This window comes from Pseudoalteromonas sp. A22 (genome assembly GCF_018141345.1).
In the GTDB taxonomy this organism is placed as follows: Bacteria; Pseudomonadota; Gammaproteobacteria; order Enterobacterales; family Alteromonadaceae; genus Pseudoalteromonas; species Pseudoalteromonas maricaloris.
On the sequence record NZ_CP047238.1, the window covers coordinates 2,896,102 to 2,916,431 of the forward strand.

General features: G+C 43.4%; 19 protein-coding genes. 10 read left to right on the top strand and 9 right to left on the bottom strand.

Features of this window, described 5'->3' with window-relative positions; genetic code table 11:
- Positions 1 to 5: 5 nt before the first annotated feature.
- The 3 genes from GSF04_RS17875 to GSF04_RS17885 are packed head-to-tail and all read left to right on the top strand — an operon-like array spanning position 6 to position 2,732.
- Positions 6 to 851, top strand: coding sequence for a transketolase (locus GSF04_RS17875; protein WP_052258354.1), 846 nt, complete (start codon positions 6 to 8; stop codon positions 849 to 851).
- Positions 835 to 1,803, top strand: a complete 969-nt coding sequence (locus GSF04_RS17880; protein ID WP_211858173.1) for a transketolase C-terminal domain-containing protein — start codon at positions 835 to 837, stop codon at positions 1,801 to 1,803. Before GSF04_RS17875 ends, GSF04_RS17880 begins: the two co-directional genes overlap by 17 nt.
- An 11-nt stretch (positions 1,804 to 1,814) precedes the next feature.
- Positions 1,815 to 2,732: an AAC(3) family N-acetyltransferase gene (locus tag GSF04_RS17885; protein ID WP_211858174.1), complete on the top strand. Its 918-nt coding sequence runs from the start codon at positions 1,815 to 1,817 to the stop codon at positions 2,730 to 2,732.
- Between the two features lie 51 nt (positions 2,733 to 2,783).
- Here the strand turns inward: GSF04_RS17885 and GSF04_RS17890 are convergent, their stop codons facing one another.
- Complete coding sequence (locus GSF04_RS17890) at positions 2,784 to 3,245, bottom strand: hypothetical protein (protein ID WP_211858176.1); 462 nt, start codon at positions 3,243 to 3,245, stop codon at positions 2,784 to 2,786.
- The gene (locus GSF04_RS17895; RefSeq protein WP_175401234.1) at positions 3,242 to 4,216 is read right to left on the bottom strand and encodes a YhdH/YhfP family quinone oxidoreductase; all 975 of its coding nucleotides are present in this window, start codon (positions 4,214 to 4,216) and stop codon (positions 3,242 to 3,244) included. The genes GSF04_RS17890 and GSF04_RS17895 overlap by 4 nt, the downstream gene beginning before the upstream one ends.
- Positions 4,217 to 4,358: 142 nt before the next feature.
- Here GSF04_RS17895 and GSF04_RS17900 point away from each other — a divergent pair, with 142 nt between their 5' ends.
- A complete protein-coding gene (locus tag GSF04_RS17900) occupies positions 4,359 to 4,601 on the top strand; it encodes an acyl carrier protein (protein WP_039496786.1) in 243 nt (80 codons plus the stop codon).
- A gap of 55 nt (positions 4,602 to 4,656) precedes the next feature.
- On the opposite strand, the gene GSF04_RS17905 is transcribed toward GSF04_RS17900, so the two are convergent.
- Positions 4,657 to 5,961: a DUF4910 domain-containing protein gene (locus GSF04_RS17905; protein ID WP_211858178.1), complete on the bottom strand. Its 1,305-nt coding sequence runs from the start codon at positions 5,959 to 5,961 to the stop codon at positions 4,657 to 4,659.
- A 171-nt stretch (positions 5,962 to 6,132) separates the two neighbouring features.
- Positions 6,133 to 6,675, bottom strand: coding sequence for a hypothetical protein (locus GSF04_RS17910; protein ID WP_211858180.1), 543 nt, complete (start codon positions 6,673 to 6,675; stop codon positions 6,133 to 6,135).
- A gap of 215 nt (positions 6,676 to 6,890) precedes the next feature.
- Between GSF04_RS17910 and GSF04_RS17915 the strand changes: the two genes are divergently transcribed.
- The 5 genes from GSF04_RS17915 to GSF04_RS17935 all read left to right on the top strand — a co-directional run bounded on the left by GSF04_RS17915 (position 6,891) and on the right by GSF04_RS17935 (position 11,578).
- Complete coding sequence (locus GSF04_RS17915; RefSeq protein WP_039496779.1) at positions 6,891 to 7,640, top strand: SDR family oxidoreductase; 750 nt, start codon at positions 6,891 to 6,893, stop codon at positions 7,638 to 7,640.
- Positions 7,641 to 7,756: 116 nt separating this feature from the next.
- On the top strand, positions 7,757 to 8,104 hold the full coding sequence (locus GSF04_RS17920; RefSeq protein WP_017216260.1) for a phasin family protein: 348 nt from the start codon (positions 7,757 to 7,759) through the stop codon (positions 8,102 to 8,104).
- 62 nt (positions 8,105 to 8,166) lie between these two features.
- Entirely contained in the window at positions 8,167 to 9,933 is a 1,767-nt protein-coding gene (gene phaC / locus GSF04_RS17925; RefSeq protein WP_211858182.1) for a class I poly(R)-hydroxyalkanoic acid synthase, read from the top strand.
- 360 nt (positions 9,934 to 10,293) lie between these two features.
- Positions 10,294 to 10,974 carry a hypothetical protein gene (locus GSF04_RS17930; protein WP_211858185.1) on the top strand — a complete coding sequence of 227 codons (681 nt, stop codon included), beginning with the start codon at positions 10,294 to 10,296 and terminating at the stop codon, positions 10,972 to 10,974.
- Positions 10,975 to 11,089: 115 nt separating this feature from the next.
- Entirely contained in the window at positions 11,090 to 11,578 is a 489-nt protein-coding gene (locus tag GSF04_RS17935) for a hypothetical protein (protein ID WP_017216263.1), read from the top strand.
- A gap of 3 nt (positions 11,579 to 11,581) precedes the next feature.
- Here GSF04_RS17935 and GSF04_RS17940 read toward each other — a convergent pair whose 3' ends face one another.
- The 5 genes from GSF04_RS17940 to GSF04_RS17960 all read right to left on the bottom strand — a co-directional run bounded on the left by GSF04_RS17940 (position 11,582) and on the right by GSF04_RS17960 (position 18,267).
- A complete protein-coding gene (locus GSF04_RS17940; protein ID WP_211858187.1) occupies positions 11,582 to 12,049 on the bottom strand; it encodes a DUF4920 domain-containing protein in 468 nt (155 codons plus the stop codon).
- Positions 12,050 to 12,136: 87 nt separating this feature from the next.
- Entirely contained in the window at positions 12,137 to 13,864 is a 1,728-nt protein-coding gene (locus GSF04_RS17945) for a hypothetical protein (RefSeq protein ID WP_211858189.1), read from the bottom strand.
- Between the two features lie 256 nt (positions 13,865 to 14,120).
- On the bottom strand, positions 14,121 to 16,085 hold the full coding sequence (locus GSF04_RS17950) for a pre-peptidase C-terminal domain-containing protein (protein ID WP_211858191.1): 1,965 nt from the start codon (positions 16,083 to 16,085) through the stop codon (positions 14,121 to 14,123).
- A gap of 11 nt (positions 16,086 to 16,096) precedes the next feature.
- Complete coding sequence (locus GSF04_RS17955) at positions 16,097 to 16,768, bottom strand: DUF1566 domain-containing protein (protein ID WP_211858192.1); 672 nt, start codon at positions 16,766 to 16,768, stop codon at positions 16,097 to 16,099.
- Entirely contained in the window at positions 16,765 to 18,267 is a 1,503-nt protein-coding gene (locus GSF04_RS17960; protein ID WP_249122409.1) for an ethylbenzene dehydrogenase-related protein, read from the bottom strand. Before GSF04_RS17960 ends, GSF04_RS17955 begins: the two co-directional genes overlap by 4 nt.
- Positions 18,268 to 18,451: 184 nt before the next feature.
- On the opposite strand from GSF04_RS17960, the gene GSF04_RS17965 reads away from it, so the two are divergent.
- Positions 18,452 to 20,290 (top strand): di-heme-cytochrome C peroxidase, encoded by a 1,839-nt coding sequence (locus tag GSF04_RS17965; RefSeq protein ID WP_211858195.1) that lies wholly within the window; start codon positions 18,452 to 18,454, stop codon positions 20,288 to 20,290.
- Positions 20,291 to 20,330: the final 40 nt, after the last annotated feature.

The window sequence follows — 20,330 nt, forward strand, 5'->3', positions numbered from 1 at the left end:
ATGTAATGAGTTATCCAGAATTAACTGAGTTTGCACGTACCATGAGGCAAAAGATACTCGATATTAGCTATCACAGTGGCACATCTACTCATATTGGTGGTGCTCTGTCTATGACTGATGTCATGGCGGTACTCTATGGAAAAGTACTTAATTTTGACGCCCAAGATCCTCGCTGGCCAGAACGAGACCGTTTCATCTTAAGTAAGGGCCACGGTGTACTTGGATTTTATCCTGCACTGCTTGGCGCAGGCATCATTTCTCAAGAAGTTTTTGATACCTTTCAACAAAATGGCAGTGATCTAATCGCCCACCCCGTGATGAATCTTGATTTAGGGATTGAGTCCTCTAATGGTAGTTTGGGTCACGGCATATCAATGGCGGTGGGAATCGCTTTCGCGGCTAAAAAACAAGCAAAGCCTTTTCATACCTATACATTAGTTGGTGATGGTGAAACCAATGAAGGCTCCGTATGGGAAGCTGCTATGTTGGCATCCCACCTGAAGCTGGACAACCTAACCGCTATCATAGACTACAACAAACAACAAAATGATGGCTTTGGAAAAGATGTACTTCGCATCGACAATATGGCAGAACGATTTCGTGCTTTTGGCTGGCATGTTATTGAAGTTGACGGTCATGATATTGATGCCATTGTTGAAGCTTTTGAAGAAGCTCCTCTAAATAAGCCTAAAGCCATCGTCGCTAATACGATTAAAGGAAAAGGTGTTTCTTTTATGGAAGGCGATAACGCATGGCATCACAATCGTCTAACTAAAACTAATTACGAAGCAGCTGTCGCTGCCCTCAATAATTCAAATAACGAAAGGAGCGACAATGGAAATAACGTCTAAAAGTGCACGTCAGTGGGCAAGACTCGGTCCGAGAGGGGTGTATGGTCAAGCTATTCTTGCCATAGCAGATAAGCACGATGACCTTATGGTAATGTCAGCTGATTTGGCGAGTTCATCTGGGTTAGAACGTTTTCGCACGACCTACCCAGATAAGTTTCTTAATGCTGGTATTGCAGAGCAAAACATGATTGGCGTAGCTGCAGGACTTGCAAAGGAGGGGTACAATGTTTTTGCCTCTTCCTTTTCACCCTTTATCGCCATGCGGGCAAGCGAACAAATTCGAATGAATTTGGGTTACATGGAGCTAAATGTCAAAGCTGTCGCAATCGGTGGTGGGATAAGCATGGGCTTTTTGGGGAACTCTCACTTCGGAATCGAAGATATGGCGGTCATGCGTGCTATCCCAAATTTAACCGTTGTATCCCCTGCAGACTGTGTTGAAGTCGTGAAGTTAGTAGACTCCGCTGCCAGTTTCAAAGGCCCCATGTATATACGCCTCACAGGCACAGCAAACTGTCCAATCGTCTACACAGATGATTATGAATTTGAAATAGGAAAATCAATTCTGCTTAGGGAAGGGGTTGATGTAACTCTTATCGCTTGTGGCTCAATGGTTTACCAGTCTTTGCAGGCCGCCGAATTACTCGCTGAACAAGGAATATCGGCATCCGTCATTAATATGCATACTATCAAACCTTTGGATGAAGCTAGACTGCAAGAAATCATCGCAAAAGGCAGACCTATTATCACCGTCGAGGAACACTCTAAAATTGGAGGCCTTGGTAGCGCCATTGCTGAATATTTATCGCCTCTGGGTAGTGGTATTCGTCACCTTTCTGTTGCCCTACCCGATGCATACATAAAAACAGGTGATTACGATTATATGCTTGGCGAGCAAGGGTTGGACGCAAAATCAATAGCTCAAAAAGCAGTAACATTTCTCACTAAGTAATTGGATTAAAGATGCAATTTGAACATAATCATCATTCTGTCATTCAAGCGCTTGATAATATCGTATCAGCGGTACAATTGAGCTTTAATCAATGTCAAAGTGATGTATATTGGTTGTCAGTTGATTTTCGCATGCTGATTGCTGCAACAGGTGTAAAACACACAGAAGCGCACAAAGCGGCAGTATATATTGTTGATTCATTGGTAGAACAACTCAAACCTAATGAATCTTTACTTATTTCTTCGTTTTACTTTAGTTTTCCTCACAGTAAAGCGTTTTCTCCCTACAAGAGTGAAGTACAAACCGGTGTTTTTGGTGCAATGTTGTTAGCCCAATATCCGCAACATAGAGTTCAACAACCATTTTATTCCTTTTTAGTTTTTGGTCACGCCTACCCCTCTCTCACACAAAATTATATCGCTAAAAGTACTGGACCCGATTCCATTTTTGAGTGGGTGATAAATAACAACACTCAGCTAATCTGCGTTGGGCATCACTATGTAAAATCACTCTCAAGCATTCACCATGCAGAGCATTGTGCCGATGTTGATTATCGCTACGTCAAAACATTTTCAGGTTCACTGCTCTTACAAAACAGCAAAGAGCAGCACATTGAAACTCAGTTTTATGTTCGAGACTTAGATACCTGTGACTTTTCTTCTTTAACCAATACTGGAGATAGAGCCTTTAGAGAAGCAGCAGTTATTGAATCCCAACTCCTATCCACACTAAAAAGACCTCTTCTCATTCACAGCATCAACCTACTCTGTGCACATGAAATGATGTTGCAAGATCTAAATAGTGGAAATAACCGATATGTTGATTACTATGGACCGATGAAACAAGAGCATGAAGTGATAACCGGCAAGGTAGCAGATAAGCTGTATACCAAAGAGTTAAACGCGCTAATTAATACCCAAAGCTGCTGATAATTAATGCCCTTTTACGACCAACAGTTATTTCAGGCTATTGGTCGTAAATCATTCAGCTGACTTAGGGACTGCCATTAAGTGTGGAGAGGCATAACTAAATGTGCCTACGCAAATTTTTGTACCGTCACACAAAGCAATTACTTCGCCCTTACATATCCCCCTTCTCATAGAAAGTATGGTTGCTTCATAGCGCAATTCCGAGCAAGTGGCCACTGTGACTGCTTTCATCAGTTTAACGTTAATATTGTTTACATAAGCCCGATGTTCTCCGTGCTCAAATGAGTCGTAAATCAGTAGCACCAACGTTTGTAACATACCTTCTATCTGCAATGTGCCCGGCATGACTCCAGATCTTGGTAAATGACATTCAAAAAACCAATCATCAACGGAGATAGACTTTGTCGCAATAGCCGTTTTCCCTTTCTCAATCAACTCGTAATTATCGATCATTAAAAAAGGGGCGGTTATATCCAAAGCGGTAGATATTTGTTCCGCAGTTTTCATCATCATTTAGCCTCCATATCCACTACAACTCTGCCATATATATTCTGCTCCTTAAAGTTTTCAATAGCACAACTGACCCCTGCTAATTTCACTTTTGTGTAGACATCGCAAAGCGCAGAACTTCGCCAAATTGAGGCCAGTTTTATCAGTAGACTTTTTCTACTTTCGACCGAGGTTCCTTCCGCGTTGATACCTATTAGACTGATCCCACGAAGAATAAAAGGTAATACATTTGTCTCAAAATGCGTCCCCGCAACAAGCCCTGTGCTCACAACAATGCCATTCTCTGATACCTGCTTTAAAATACAAGCGAGCACATCTCCACCAGCCACATCAATGACTGCCTGCCACCTTGAAGGCAATAAGTTTTGTGTCGTCTTCACATCTGACGCATTTAAATCAACAATAGCGGTGACCCCTAAATTCTCAAGGAAAACTTTACCGTTTTCCCGAGTTACACTCACTTCAACGTCATAACCAAGATGCTTAAGAAGTAATACTGCGATACTGCCAAGACCACCACTAGCTCCAGTTACCAGCACCTTACTAGCTGACTTGTCGATACCATGCTTTTCGATTGCTTCAACGGCAAGTGCTGCTGTATACCCTGCGGTTCCATATACCATTACTTCCTCTAGGCACATATTTTCTGGCAATCGGATGAGCCACTCAGCAGGTACACATATATACTCTGCAAGACCGCCCTGATAATTCATCCCCAATGGCGTACAAAACACAGCTACTCTATCGCCTTTTTTAAAAAGAGCTGAATTTGATTGCTCAACTACCCCACTTGCATCAAGCCCCGGAGTATGAGGGAAGCGGCGAGTCACTGCAGGATTGCCCTGACAGGATAAAATATCTTTATAATTTAAAGAAGAATAGTGCACTTTTACGAGTACTTCAGAACTAGGTAGATGTGTCACTGGCAAGCTTTTAACTCGATATTCAAATTCTCTTGGAGATTTTTTTTCCACTACGAGTGCATTATAGTATTCTGTCATGGCAAGTGTGTTTTAATATATCAAGATACTGACATTCTTTTATAGATGCTATTGATAGTCAACGAATATTCTTTCACAATAATAGTTATTGCTCGTCGTCAAATAGGAACAATAAATGAGTAACTTAGAAAAGTACAATCAGGCCTTTATTACAGCTTTTGACATCACTGAAGCACAGCTCACCGATGACTTCGGCTATCAAGCAATTCCTGAGTGGGACTCAGTCGGTCACATGGGACTAGTTGCAGAATTAGAAGATGCATTTGATATCATGTTAGAAATGGAAGATATCATAGACTTTAGTTCATACGGCGAAGGGAAAAACATACTTAAAAAGTATGATGTTGAAGTTGTATAATAACTAGTTTTAAAAAATGATAGCACAAGCTTAAAGCTTGGCTATCATTCCGTTTCTAAAGCATTTCAAGAACGCTTTGTTGCTCTAATTTACTGATCGCACTTTCCATATCTACTACGCTACAACCCGATAAGGTCGCAATATCTATCGTGTCATGCTTTCCATCACTATAATTGAGTAACATCCTGATATGATTCAACTCTTCTAATTGGCCAACTCTTTCTTTGCTGAAAAAGCTCAATGTCGGGTACAGCCCTCGCTTGCCTAAATTTGGTTCACCATAAGGAAACTTGTTCTCGAACGTTGCTGTCTGCTCCAACGCAATGAGAATCTTCTCAAGTTTGTCGATACTATCCAATATCGGTTTAATCCCCATATTTTCTTTATCGTCTAATGAAGTATGATACTCACTGTAACCTGCATGAAAACATCGACTCACGCAACATACTGGAAATTGAAAACCTGGTGAATTGTATTGACGCTCATCTGAACCACTTAATGGGCTGAACGGAATGTTTTGGTGGTGAAAGCCATGTTCATTAAGGTGATATAGCAGTTTATCTAACAATCCATTATCGTTACGACTATGCTTGAATACTAATTCTTCAGGCTCACCACCCATACAGTTGATTACAAGACCTGAAACTAAATTTTCCTTTAAGTAATCGCCCTCTAAATGAAGCAACCCTAAACTACCAATTGTTTCAGGATGCAAAGCAAAGCGATACGAATAACGTCGCTGTGGCCAGCGCTTAATTCGGTGATATAAACCGAGCAGCACCAAAGGCCCACTGATTTCATTATTTGCCATTGATGGATGACATAAATAAGAACTTAGCAGGATTTCCTTTTTTGACTCTCCCTCAAGGACAGTCTGTGCAATATCCAAATGACCATTAACAAATTCACTGTCAATGACCGCTTTATATGTGCCGGGTTTTAACTTATCCCGAGTATTCTGAGATACACAAAACCCCCACCTTTTTTTGTAATAACTGGTCACATATGGAATGGCATTCGGTAACTCAGGAAGACTGTAAAGGTGGTTTTGTAATTCTTCGAGCTCAATCTCACTATTTACAGGCTCAGAGTAATTTACCACTTCTAGATTTAAACGTTTCATATCGGCGACTTTTTGCCCATCCGGATCTAGAAGGTATGCATCATTACAGTGCCACTCTTGTGGAACTGTCCAATCAAACACCGAGGTACCTGTCGGGATAGACTGAACTGTCAAGGGCATATAACGAGAGAAAATATCATAACTCTGACGCAAGCCTGGCCCCGTGATTGAACGTAGTATGGGGAAAAGCTCATCAAAAAGGTCACTATAAAACAACTCTGACTCTTGATATTGCACGTTCTAAACTCCTTATTTCCCGAATATGATACACTTTATTTTTCTAGTGCGTTTATTGTTCTAAATGGATATCGTTGGCACGCCACACATTATTTCCAAAAGATTATCCAATAAAATATAACTCTCAAAAATTACTTATACAACATACTGTTACCTTTTAGTGGTAAAAAGTTACCGTTTTCCTTTGCGTTTAAGCTCTTCCAACCGTTCTCGCTCCGCCAAAATCATCTTTAACATCTGAATGCGAAGCTCCGCTTCTTGCTGTTTAAATTCAGAGAGCTGCTCTTCAAGCACTTCCACTTCATCTACTTTTGTTTGGTCACGGTACTTTTTACTGCCTACGTGTTCGATTAAAGCTTGCTGCCCATCATTAATCGCGTCTGGGTGCTGTTCGACTTTTAAAAAGCGCTGCTCTTGGGATTGCATCAGCTTATTAATTCTTTCTTGAAGTTTACGAATTTGCGCTTGAATAAGGTCCATTGCCTTTTCTAAGTTTTCATAATCCTCTTTAAATACAGGGTTATCTTCCTTATAACCAGCGGCTTCATCATCAAGTTCTTTGGAAAGCATCGCGGGTACCTCTTGCTTTTCTTCCGCATCGCTTGGTGATTTCGTCTTTATCTGGTCGGAAACAACTTGAGCCGAGCCTTGTGATTTCAATTCAGTCTGTTGCTTTAGCGGTGATAAGCTATCTTGATGTATTTGAATATCCATTTTCACTCCTTGGGATAGACACTGTTTGCTATACATATCGGAAAAACTAGATAAAACTTAATTAAATTTATGTTGTGCGTTCCTAATTTCGTTTCCGCTGTCTTCAAACTGACATCAACTCGCGACCAATTTGTCATAAATACCAGCAAAAATACTCGATAAGCTAACTCGGCTAGGAAGTATGTTGGTATAGCCTCTTTTTTCGCGGGAGCGTTATGGAAAACAAGCAAATTGCGGTGGTAACTGGTGCCTTTGGTGGGATTGGTTCTGCTATTACGAAAACACTCATTGAAAAAGATTTTTTTGTTGTCGCGATAGCAAGCGAAAGGCGTAATGAGGCCGACTTTGATCTCTGGCTTAACACGCTACAAATCAATCCAGCGGCAGTAAAACCTCTATTCTTGGATGTGACTAATGCTGAGCAATGCCACACAGCGATGACTCAGGTCCTACAAGAATTTGGGAATATCGATCTACTCGTAAACAACGCCGGGATCACACGCGACTCAGCGTTTAAAAAAATGACCCACGCGCAATGGAGCGAGGTGATCAACACCAATCTAAATTCTCTCTTTAATATGACCAACCCAGTCTTTGCGGCAATGTGCGCAAATAAGCAAGGTCGTATCGTTAATATCTCCAGCGTTAATGGCCTAAAAGGTCAATTTGGGCAGGCTAATTATTCCGCCGCAAAAGCAGGCATGATTGGTTTTACCAAAGCGCTGGCCTATGAAGGTGCAAGAAGCGGTGTCACCGTCAATGCAGTAGCACCAGGCTACACAGAAACGCCTATGGTAAGCGCCATGCGTGAAGACGTATTAAATAGCATAAAAGCACAAGTACCGATGCAGCGTTTAGCCACGCCTGACGAAGTTGCAGCTGCGGTTGCTTACTTAGCATCAAAAGCAGCCGGTTACATTACTGGCGAAACCCTGTCGCTCAATGGCGGCCTATATATGCAATAACCTAAATAACCTCAGGTTAAATACCACCGAGGGAGCGAGCTGTACCTGATGTTCGGTGGTGCTAACTGATCACTATCATCCATTGTGTTAATTTAATCGATAACAAGGAAAAGACCATGTACAGCGATTTATTCAAAACATTCAACGAACAAACTGAGCAATTCTTTGCACCAGCGGTACAGTTTAACCAAATCGTGGCAAAAAACATCGAAGCACTATCTAAAATTCAGCTGCACTCGGCTGAACAGATCACTAAAACATCCATTGAGCAGCTAAAGCAAGCGACTGAAATCAAAGATGCAAAATCTATGATGGATTTTAACGCAAGTCAGTTGAACGCGTTAAACGCCCTAAGCCAACAGATGATCCAAGATGGTCAAAAGCTTTCTCAATTAGGTCAAGAATTTAAAGACAGCTTAGAATCTCTTGGTAAAGAAACGCTAAAAACAGCGAAAGCGCAATAACCTGCAATTTTGGGCGACTTAGGTCGCCTTACCCGTTCAAACAACACAAAGGATCTACCTGTATGGGCACTCAAGCAAATATTGAGCAAGGGTTAACTGCGTGGTGGCAATATAACCAAGAATTGTGGCAGCTCGCAGCGACAAATTTTGGTAAAGAGAATCCATTACAAAATGCATTAAATGAGCAAAACCAAGCCGACTTACAAAGCTGGCTCAGTGCACTCAATCAGCAACCGGAAACCTTTATTAAACAGCAAAATGCGTGGTGGCAAACTCAGTTTGCTATTTTTCAAAACAGTTTTATGCCGCAAACTACCGATGAGAAAGAAGACATTATTAGCCCTGAGCGTGGAGACAAACGCTTTGTAGACCCAGATTGGCAAGAGAACCCTTGGTTTAACTACCTAAAACAAAGCTATCTTTGGTTTGGACAATCACTACAAAACACCATTGAAAATACTCCAGGTCTCGACCCAAAACTTAAAGAGCGATTAGCGTTTTTTGCAAGACAGTCCGTTAATTCAGTATCACCGAGCAACTTTGTTTCAACCAACCCAGAATTACTCAAGCTGACGCTAGAAAGTAACGGGCAGAATCTATTCGATGGACTGGCGTGCTTAAAAAAAGATTTAGCCAAAAGCACTGAAATGCTCCGAGTCAGCATGACCAATGAAAATGCGTATACACTTGGAGAAGACCTGGCTTGTACACCGGGTAGAGTGGTATTCCAAAACCACTTGTTTGAATTGATCCAATATCATCCGACTACGGAGCAAGTGCACAAGACTCCCCTGCTTATCGTGCCGCCATTTGTTAATAAATACTATATTTTGGACTTGAGAGCAGATAACTCGATGGTTAAATGGGCACTTGAACAAGGGTATACCGTGCTAATGATGTCATGGAAAAACCCAGATCCAAGCATGGCAAATATTGCGTTTGACGACTATGTCGTCGACGGTGTGTTATGTGCTTTAGAGCAAACAGAAAAACAAACAGGCGAAACGCAAATCCATACTGTGGGTTATTGTATCGGCGGTACTCTACTCACCACATGTATGGCCTATATTGCTGCTAAACGCATCAAACAAAGAGTAAAAAGTGCAACCTTGCTGACCACAATTTTAGATTTCTCGCAGCCAGGTGAACTTGGCGCATTTATCAATGAGCCCACCATTAATGCGCTAGAACAGTATAATAATCAAAATGGCGTGATGTCAGGGCATCTGCTCGGTACTTCTTTTAGTATGCTGAGAGAAAACAGCTTGTATTGGAATTACTTCGTTAATAACTACCTCAAAGGCAAAGCGCCTGCCGACTTAGATTTACTCTACTGGAATAGTGATAGTACAAATCTAACAGCGGCCTGCCACAACTTTATTTTGCGAGACTTATATCTCAATAATCAGCTTATTGAAGACAAGTCTGTCAGTATTCGTGGCACTAAAATTGACCTCAGTAAAGTAAAGCAACCTGTCTACTTTCTCTCTACCCGTGACGATCATATTGCGCTGTGGCAAGGCACTTTTGAGGGGGCTAAAAAGCTCAGCAGCCCGCTCACCTTTGTGCTTGGTGAGTCTGGCCATATTGCCGGAGTGGTCAACCCGCCAAGTGCAAACAAATATGGTTATTGGTTTGATGGACAAGACCAAGAAAACCCCGCTGAGTGGCTTGCTTCGGCAAAGCATGAAAGCGGGTCATGGTGGTCGCATTGGGCGCAGTGGCTACATCAAATAAACCCAGAGCAAGTCCCAGCTCGTGCCGCACAAAGTGATGAACAACCGGGGATTTATGATGCCCCCGGAGAATACGTCAAACAGAGTATTTAACCTGAGCTGCGGATAATTAATGCCTTTCTAGCAGCCAGTTTTAGCGCTAACTGCGTTGAATTCACTTCCAATAGCCAGCTATTGGTGCGTAAATTCGCCTTGCCTACAGGATGTAGGTACCTTAGCGAGAGCAGGACGCGGAAGCGGTGTTTTCCCTAAAACTCTCTGGCTAGACAAGGAAAAAAACAAGTTATTCTTTAGAAGCAATGAGTTGGAACATTCCTTATCCAAACCTCAGGTTATTTAAGAAACTTACAATCAAATCAATTAGAGGCAAGCAATCTTGCTTCTAATATTTCCCGTTATTGACACATTCTATACATTCGGTCAGTCTAGGACACAAAAATATAGGGAAATAACATGATTGGATTTCTTATACTTGTTGCTGCGTTCTTAGCCTTTGTTGGCGTATTACAATATCAAAAAGTAAAAACGACGGCACGTAGACGTAGTTTTATTCAAGATTACGACCTCACACATTTAAGACCCAAACTTAGCCGCCATTATCCAGAGCTTACTAATGAGCAACTGACACAAGTTGAGTTAGGTCTTAAGCAGTTTTTTCAAGCGAACTTATTGCTCGAAGATCAATCCTTAGCTATGCCCTCTCGGGTTGTCGATGCGCTGTGGCATGAATTTATTTTACACACCCAAGAGTATCACTCCTTTTGCTACGAGGCCTTTGACCGTTTCTTACATCATTGTCCATCTGAGGCAATGAAAGGGAAAAACAAAGCTCAACTCAGCCTACGTAAGACATGGCTAGCCTGCTGTAGCATCGAGCGCATATCCCCGCGAAGACCAGCTGCTTTACCTATATTATTCGCACTGGATGCCTTACTTAATATCCCAAATGGCTATTACTACTCGGCAACCGATTTTCGAGAGCCCATTACCAAAGGCGATTCCAGCACTACAACCTATGCTGGACACATCGGGTGTACGTCAATGGACAGTGGCGACAGCAGCACCTCTTCCTCAAGCTCTTCAAACTCAAGTTGTAGTAGTGGCTCAAGTTGCGGTAGCGGCTGTAGTAGTTAAACACAAAGTATTTCTAGGATGCGGCCTTTTACATTCGTTAACGTTAAGGCCTTATATTGGCGCTAAAGATTAGCTACTATTTGTACCGGTTTAACTAGTTTCTTTTGGTGATCCGGTGCCTATTTTCAACAAACATTACAGCCTGCTATTTTCAGCCTTACTGATGTCGGGATGCCACCAGCTGGGCGAAGGTCAATCTTTGTGGAGAATCGCCTCAGAAGGCATCATTTTTGATGGGCAGCTGCAAACGCACCTATCAGCTCCCTCAATTCAATGTGAACAGTGTGAAATCAAACGTCAGACCGATATGCGCCCTTCCGGTCCTGCGGATTACACATTAGTGTCGGAAAACCACAAACTCAAAGCGATTTGGGGTAAAAGTAGCAATGCCGCTTTATATATTCCAAATAACGCCGGAAGAACCTTAATAAACTTGGCTCCGGATACGGAAACTGGTGTCTGGATCATGGACTTAGATAGTACACCAAAGCCACTTAAAGTCGGCAAAGTAAATTATGTGATGCTTGGCGCTGACACTTACCAAGTAGTGATCAGTCCAAATTCACAGCGCACAAACTTCGAGTACGCTGTACTTGTGAAATAGCTTTTATTGTGCTTCTAAAATCGTTACTGCATCCGGTTTGAGCCTAACTAGATTCATTCCCTCAGTGACTTTGCTTGCATCAAACACTTCACCGTTTTCATGTGCTCTATGAGCCAAATAACGCTTCGTTTTCTCAATGTCTAACTCGAACTGCTCGAGTACTCCAGTCGCATAGGCTTGCTTTCCAATGGCGGACATTGGAAAAACCATATCGCCATCCCGTACCTTTACGTTTATTTCCTCGCCGTTATCTACTTTCAGTGTCATCCAACAACCGCGTTTTTTACACACCTTGACCACTTCACCCGACAGCGTGATCTGACTCCCCACAAACTGCTCAGTATTTTTCAATACGTCTTTGCCCGCAACGAGCTTACTCATGTCTGCACCACCACCAAACCGGGTATCACTTGCATAAGATATAGTGCTAAGCAATGCCAACATCAGCAGCAACCTATTTTGTAATTTCATAAAACCTCCTTCTCAAAAATTACAGCCAGTATAAACAAAAATGCCGACTTAAAGTCGGCATTTTTAACATCATTTGCTCTTTGTTCGTTATAGTTTTTTCAGCTTCATATCAGTGCCAAATACAAGGCCATGATCTGCAACATCCATACTAAACTCAAACACCATATTTTGCTGTAAAAACGCATCAATACCTTCCGGCATTGGTTGACCTGTCGCTTTTGCCGCTTCTAACATTGGTGCTAAAAACGCTTGCATATCCATGCTGAAATGCGTCATGCCATTAGTTTCTAGCGCTTGGTTTGCCATTTTCTCAGCAATAACCGTCGCCTTTTCACCCGTAAACAACACTAAGTGATCGCCTTTAACCGCTAGCTTGATATCCATACCTAATGGCTGTGGAGATGGAATATACTGGTTAATTGAAACCGGTGTCCCGTCTTCTGGGATTTGAATTTGACCCAGCATAGGTGCAAGCCCTTTCACCGTATTAACAAGTACTAAAGGATCTTCGGCAGACAATGTGACTAGAGCATCAAACGTTTTAGGTTCCGGCATGCCTTGGTCGTTTGGCTCCATAACAAGATCAAAAACGGATGCACTCACGCCTTTAACCGAGTTCGCCATGCCTGTCATCATCGCAATAGCCATTGGACTATTTTGTTTCGCTTGCTGCTGTAGTGCAACGAGTTCAGAACACTTGAATTCAGCTTTAGTAAAACGGCCCCACAGGGTGTTTACAAGCGGCGCAACTTTTGCAACATCAACACCATAGCCAAACCCGAGTACTTTCTCTTCGCCGTTGGTGACATGCGCAGGAATAAAGCCACGGATCGACCCAAGTGCTTTCATCAGTTCAGCATCTTTACCCACCACCACAGTATCAACTTCAAAGTCGATTGCAGAATTAGTAAATTGGATATTCTTGGTACCCAATACCGTTGCAGGCCACAGGTTGGCGATTTCACTGTAGTCCGCCTGACACTCAGGCGCACGTACCGCTGCTAATTTCTCAGTCCCACCACCTAGCTGCAATAGATTATTTAACATACGAGTCAAATCAGACTGCTTGTTTGCAGTAATACCATCGACGATAGCCACATGGTTCAGAAACGCAATTGACGAACCATCAAAACCAAACTGCGTATTGTATTGCTCTAGTTTGCCAGATTGCGCCAGTGACTGGGCTGGTTTGGCAATACCCAAAGCAACTTTTAAATCCGCTTCGGTGTTAATAGGCGTGTTAATTGTCGTCGTTACCCATTGACCCTGCACGGATGTGATAAGCTCAATTTTAGCTTCTGGCGCGAACTCAAGCTGATAACGCGTTAATGCGGCACCATCAAGCGTATCTTCTTGGTATGTGATTTCGGCATCTTTTGCAGCCATTTTTATTGTGCGCTGAAAAGCTTCGGGATCTGCAAGCTCATAACGCAGTGTCGGTAACAAACCAACGGTGTAGAATACACTTCTAACTGTCTCACCCATACCTAAGATAGCTTTCATTTGCTCAGGGGATGTCATCGCTAGATTGTACTGTTCTAATAGCGTTGCCAGAAAATTCAGATGTTTGTCATTTTCTTTTCTAAGCAGCCCAGTTACTTCTTCAAGATCTTGTACTTTTCTAAGCGCTTCAGGCATAAAAGATAAATATTTTTGCTGCTCAAAAGGCGTTAATTGCCCCCAAAATACAGCGGTATCAGCCGGAACGTATTCCAGTTGCTCCATCGCAATGCTTGAAGAAGATGATTGAGTGGTTACATAAGCACCAACGGCAATAGCCACAGCACCTAAGCCAACGAGAAGTTTTGTATTCATAATTGATTCCTTGTTATCACCACGGTACATAGCCAAACACGTGGTAAATTTATTCTTCCCTACGAACCGCAACGATTGCGCGCGTCAGAGGTCGTTGCATAAAGACAATTGCATGTCCAAAAATGCAGCGGTATTGTACCTCGATTATTGTCTCAATTCCATTAATTGTGAATGGTCAAGCTACTCTCAATATTCGGTCAGTTTTAAAATGAGCTTGATGGTTACACCAATAACCACCAAGCTCTCATTTACAGGGTTATTGACTTTCTGCTTGTAGAGTCAATCCTGAAAAAGCAGCGTAACCATAGAGTCCAATATGCCAAGTTCCCGCATTTGGATTGGTGATTGTGCACGTTTCATTATTGCCATTTTCATAAGGCCGACATTCATAGGTATTACTATTTGGTTGTTGACCAAAACGCAGATATAAATCAGCATCTCCAGTACCACCCGATGCCTTTACTTGCAGGCTCTGTGTTCCCTGTGCCACGTCAAAAGTATAATACTGCCACTGACCTTTACTGGCAGATTGATCCAACCATTGCTGGCTATTGCCTTGATCTGGAGGAGTGTCAGTATAAACCGTAGCCGTTAGCGCAACGCCTGAATAACTTTCATAGCCATCAAGCATGACATAGTAACGACCTGTTTGTACTGGAGTAATTGTACAGGCTTCACTATTACCTGATTTATAGGGTCGACAATCGTAGTTTTGTGTCGTTGGTTCCGCATTAAAGCGCACATACATATCTACATCCCCACTGCCGCCCGCTGTTTCAACTTTTAGCTGCGTTGCTCCTGCTAGCACATCAATGTAATAAAGTGTCTGAGAAGACTTAGCACCAGTGACATTCGCTTGTGTTTGACCACTGATAAGTTCAATTGCAGCTGGCGGCTCAATAATGGGAGTTTCTATCACAGATAGATTATTGCTTGCTTTGATCAGATTTAGTTCATCACCAATTTCGGCGGCATACCACCATGTCATATTCATAGGTAGCACAAGCGGATCGGCATCTCGCTGCGCCTTAGATAAGGCAGTTGCATTGCTTGAAAACTCAGCAGTTCGAACAGTAAGCTTATCGTTTGTCACACTCAACACTTTAAACTGTTGAATACTCGCAAGGTCGATAGTCCAGCTTTTTGGATCATTGGCGCTTCTTGCCGGTGCTCCCCAGCTTCCCTCACCCACATAAACGGTGCCGCCTTGGGTCGTTGCAGTAAAACCATTGCTGGTAGGCGTTAGTGCATAAGTCAGTTTATTGATATGAGTATCGGACTCTACTACTAAGTTCATCGCATTATTATAGAAGTCTTGTGCCCACCAAGTGTGTAATATGGTGTTGTCTGACTTACCTGAATAGTGAGGATACATCGGCTTGTGATACTGAGCGATACGCCACGTTGCGCTGTTGCCCTGAGACTGTAAGTCGCTTTTCAGCCAATTGTTCATCGCTGTGGCATAGCTCGACCAGCCACTATTTTTAAATTGGCTATTTAAGGTATAAACCCTTAAAAGCCCTGCCACGCTAAAAGCACCATAGGTATCTTTTGCTGTACACGCACCATCTTGGTCATAATCGACGCCAAATACTTGGCATAGCGTTTTGTAGTTATCGTCTTCGTGATTGCCATGTGTTGCTACGAATGGATAAATTCGTTTGTATGCAAGACCATCAATCAAATCATCCGAAAAGGTTAATTGCCAATCTTTTAAGTATTCACGCATTTCAGAAACGGAGTTTGCATTGGTGTAGTCGCCACCATGCATAATAAATAGCGGTCGAATTTTAGCGATCAACTCATTACCTTTACGGCGCGTTGTCCAACCTGTGCGCGTATCACCACCAGCTACAGCAGTGATCCCTGATGCCGTTTGCGGCGCAGTTCTAAACCACAAACGCTGACCGCAACCTTGTGAATCACAAACACGATAATAAACCGCACTATCTGGGGCTAAGCCGGTTAATTTCACAAATGAACTTGAGAGGCCCCCGTCAAAGGTATGCGTTGCGCTGACCGCAGCACTTTGCCAGCTTTGCTCATCCGTTGTGCTGCCATATTTAACAATATGATTAGTGCCTGACGTGGGTGTAAATCCTATTGTTGCTGAAGTGCTTGGACTGGTGTCCCACACAAGACGATGGTAGTCACTCGCAGCAAAACTGCTACAAGATAGACCAGCTGCAACCACAAAAGTTGCCATTTGAGTATATTTCATTTCCTTGGTTCCTAGTTTAGAGTAACAGGCTCAACACGACTTTGAGCCAATGAGAGTGATGTTGACGGCGTAGCCACCAACATCACAAATGCGGCGTTTGCATAAGGGAGCGAAAGCGTCTCTGTCGATTGAAAATTCACGGCCGTTGCCCCTAACTTTTCACGCTTAAACGACTTGGGTAACGGCACGCTGGCCTCACTACTCCAATAGTCACCATTTTTAATGTGTGGGAAAAAATCACTTGCGATATGGGGTTGTCCAGGACTATTTGGTGTTTGAATTAAAGAGCGCAGCTCATCAGGTGTAGGTAAGCGCCACTCGGCACTACCACATAAAGAAGCTTGGTTAGTTTTACGGATCAGATCTTGGCTATCGCAGTGGGATGCTTCGAAATAACAATCACCTTGATCAGCATGACCAAATTGACCGTCATACCAAGAGTAACTCCAATAGCCATCGTGAATAGACTCATCATCTCGTTTTACTTCCCAAAGCAGATTAAGCTTTTTGTCATAGACACAATGCCAAGGGCCCTGCCATACAGACAAAAATTGCATGTCATTGGTGACTTTAATAAAGCGTGCATGAGTTGGAATTTCTCGCTCAGGAGCGCTGAATAACAAGTAGCTAATCGCCACAGTGGCAATCGCTAAACTAAGTATTAAACGTGAGGCAACGGTCATAGCATATACCTCAATTGAATCGCTCTGTGGTGACGAGTATGCGCGATTTGTGCGTGATCAAATGCGGAGACCCACATGCAAACACCAGAGCGCAGTTCAACATCAAGGGGAGAATGCGTTTGGTGTTTACGTACCAGCTCTAGCGTCCAATAACCATCGTGCCACTCTCCCCTAGCCCTAACATCGGCTCTATCTCCCTCAAAACGATTTGAACGGTACAACACGGACGGGAGCTGTTCGCCAATTTTCGCCATATCTTGTTGTGGGTTGTAGGTTTCGCTGGCAAACCAATCAAGGACTTTGCGCTCAGTGATATCCGGCGATGGAATTGGCATTCGCTTTGGCGTAACCTCAGTCGGTGAGTACCAGCGCCAGTTCATCACATAAGCACCGCTTTCTTTGCCATCAGGTTGATACCCTGCGGTGTAGCGTCTTTGCCCAAGTGCAACGCTTTGAGGCGGCCCAAAAAAATTATCATCGGCCAAGTACATGTCATTGGTTCTCAGCGCTTTCCAGTGCCATAAATCTCGCGTGCGGCCGTCCGTACTTGCATGATAGCCCTTGCCATGCCAGTTACGGGGCTTGCCTGCAAGCGGCGCATCGCCATATTGAACGGTGCCATCACCTCCTAGTTCACAGGTTGTCGATAGCATGATGGCAAACTTATCTTCGTAATAAGTGCGCTCGTCAAAGCGATAAAAGCCATTTTCTTGTACTTGCCAACCGTCTGAGGTTTTTTCCAGCGGCAGATGCTCTAGGCTTTCGGTCGGATCTTGCCAGCGGATCAGAAAGAAGGTTTCATCATGGTTGCTCAACGCTTTTATTTCGACCTCACTACTCCCATCCAAGAAGTTTGCACCACCAAATGTAGTTAATTTAATAGGCTTAGCACGCAACCATTGTGGCTCGTCTCCTTTACCGTCTATTTCAACGTGGCTTTGCCTTGATAGCGGCGCAACTTCTAACCGTAAATGCTGATCTGCAACAATAAGCTGTATGCCAAGGCCGCAAAAATACACCAGAGCAATACTGCAACTGAGTAAAATAAGCGCATTTCGGGGCAATAACACGCTCAGTACTTGCTTGCCCTTAAACACCGTGTGCTTTATGCCATGTAACACCAAATACAAAAAAATGGCTGTCGCTGATAACCCATGAATCACTAAACTTAGACTCTCTGGATTGAGCCAAAGTAACCATCCTGTGACTATACTCAGCACGATAACCAGATACCCAAAGTAGTTAACGGCTTTATCAAACTTACTTGGTGCGCCACGAAACGGTGCGCGAATGGTTGCCACAGTAAAAACAATCGCAATCAAGGTGAGTAAGCAACCAAATAACACATGCATTGACAGCAACGCGCCTTGTGGAAGCAAAGGCGAAAAAAACGCCAGAAAATCATGATTGATAATGCCCAAGCGAGGGCCAGTCAGTAACCCAACCAAGATAACTATTACCGCCATAACATGAAAAATGGCAAAACTACTTCGACGCACAACCGCTCCCAAATAAATAAAGTAAATTTAGTGTAAACAAATAAATTTACATAAATATTTCATATTTGGAAAGATGAGACTTTCTCATCTTGTGAATTAGCGACACGTGTAATTCCGTGTAACTTGATTGTTAATTAGTTTGTACTAAGGTAGTTGATACTTCCACCGTCACGGACAGTTCAACATGAACAATAGACTAGTAATAAAATATGTAAGTGCGGCAGTGGCTTGCACACTGTTTCTCGCAAGTTGTAGCTCACCAAGTAAAAAACCTTCAGTGCCCAAAGAAACGCTCGACCCGGTTGCAGAATCTGGTCAAGTGCCTGAGCGAGTTTGGCTCAATCAAGGATGGTCAGATAAACTTCGGCAAGACTTTTGGTTTACAGGCCAAGGGTCACAAATCATTCCCTATACTTGGTTTACTTGGTTAGAGCAGCCCAACAGTAAAAAGCTCTTTCGCGATAGCGAACATATGGAAATGCTGCGCTACCTGCCCAGTAAAACCGCCGCCAATAACCCTTCAGGCTTGCCCATCGGTTTTGCCGTGCATAACAATCAAACTACGGGACAAGCTTGGGTCGGGATGACCTGTGCCGCTTGCCACACTAACCAAATTGACTATAACGGCACAAAAATATTGGTAGAAGGTGCGCCCACCCTCGCCAACTTTGTACTCTTCTTTAGCCGCCTAAATGCCGCGTTAGAAGCGACCCTTAACGATAATCAAAAGTTTAGTCGTTTCGCGATGCGCGTATTAAAAGAAGGGGCATCGCAAGAATTGATTGATGATCTACGAGACGATCTCAAGCATGTGGCGCTTGCAACCGCCGAGCGACAAACCGTTAATGACTTGCCCGAAGACTATCCAGACGACTTTACTAGCTATGCTCGACTTGATGCGTTTGGCAATATACAAAACGCCGGCACGGCATTTGCGCTTGACGACCTTAACAATAAAAATGCGCCCACCGCGCCCGTCTCCTATCCATTTTTATGGGGGACGCACCAGTCAAATGTTGTGCAGTGGAATGCTTCCGCCCCCAATATTCCTGTGGTCGGCCCATTAGTACGCAACATTGGGGAAGTTGTCGGTGTGTTTGGTTCGTTATCCATTGAAGAAGCACCGGTTTGGCAGCGCGTTTGGGGGAAACATGCCCGATATAGCTCAACGGTAGACTTACATGCGTTAGGGCAACTAGAAGCGTGGGTAAAAACACTTCTGCCACCAGCTTGGCCTGAGCAATACCTTCCAGGGATTGACACCAATAAGGCGGCACAAGGAAAAATGCTATTCCAAGCAAATTGCGCCAACTGCCACCAACTCATTGATAGCAAAAACTTACTCAAGGATTACGAAGCAGTAAAAGTACCGGTAAAAGAGATAGGCACCGACCCGACTATGTCTAATAACGCAAGCTGCCACATGGCAAAAACATTGTTCTTGGAAGGCACAAAAACCGACATTATCGCGGGAGACAAATTCCAAGCCGTGGATAGCGCTATCGATATCCCAGTAAATGGCGTGGTGGGTCTAGTGCTAAAAGATCCCATCAAAGCAATCGAAGCGGGCTTAATAGCAGAACGCACCGGGCCAGATGGTAAGAAAACCACCGTGAAAAAATCCATTGAAGAGCGCCTCAAAGTCTATTTGGCAAATAGACAACAGTTAACCCCCAATACTAACGAAGATTGTGTGGATGGTTTTTACGACGCGGGTGTCTACAAAGCAAGGCCGTTGAATGGAATTTGGGCAACCGCGCCTTATTTACATAATGGCTCTGTGCCAAATCTATGGTCACTACTACAATCACCAGAGTCGCGCCCAGATACCTTCTGGGTTGGCAGTCGCGAATTCGACCCTATCAATGTTGGTTATATTACTCATCAAGGCATGAACGAGTTCAAAGTGAACAAAGCCAGCGGTGAGGTGATGCCGGGCAATGATAACAGCGGTCACGTTTACGGCACTACCTTGAGTGACAATGAAAAGTGGCAAATCGTTGAGTTTTTGAAAACGCTATAAACGCCATGTAGCGCTAAAAACAAAGGGCCGAATACAGGCC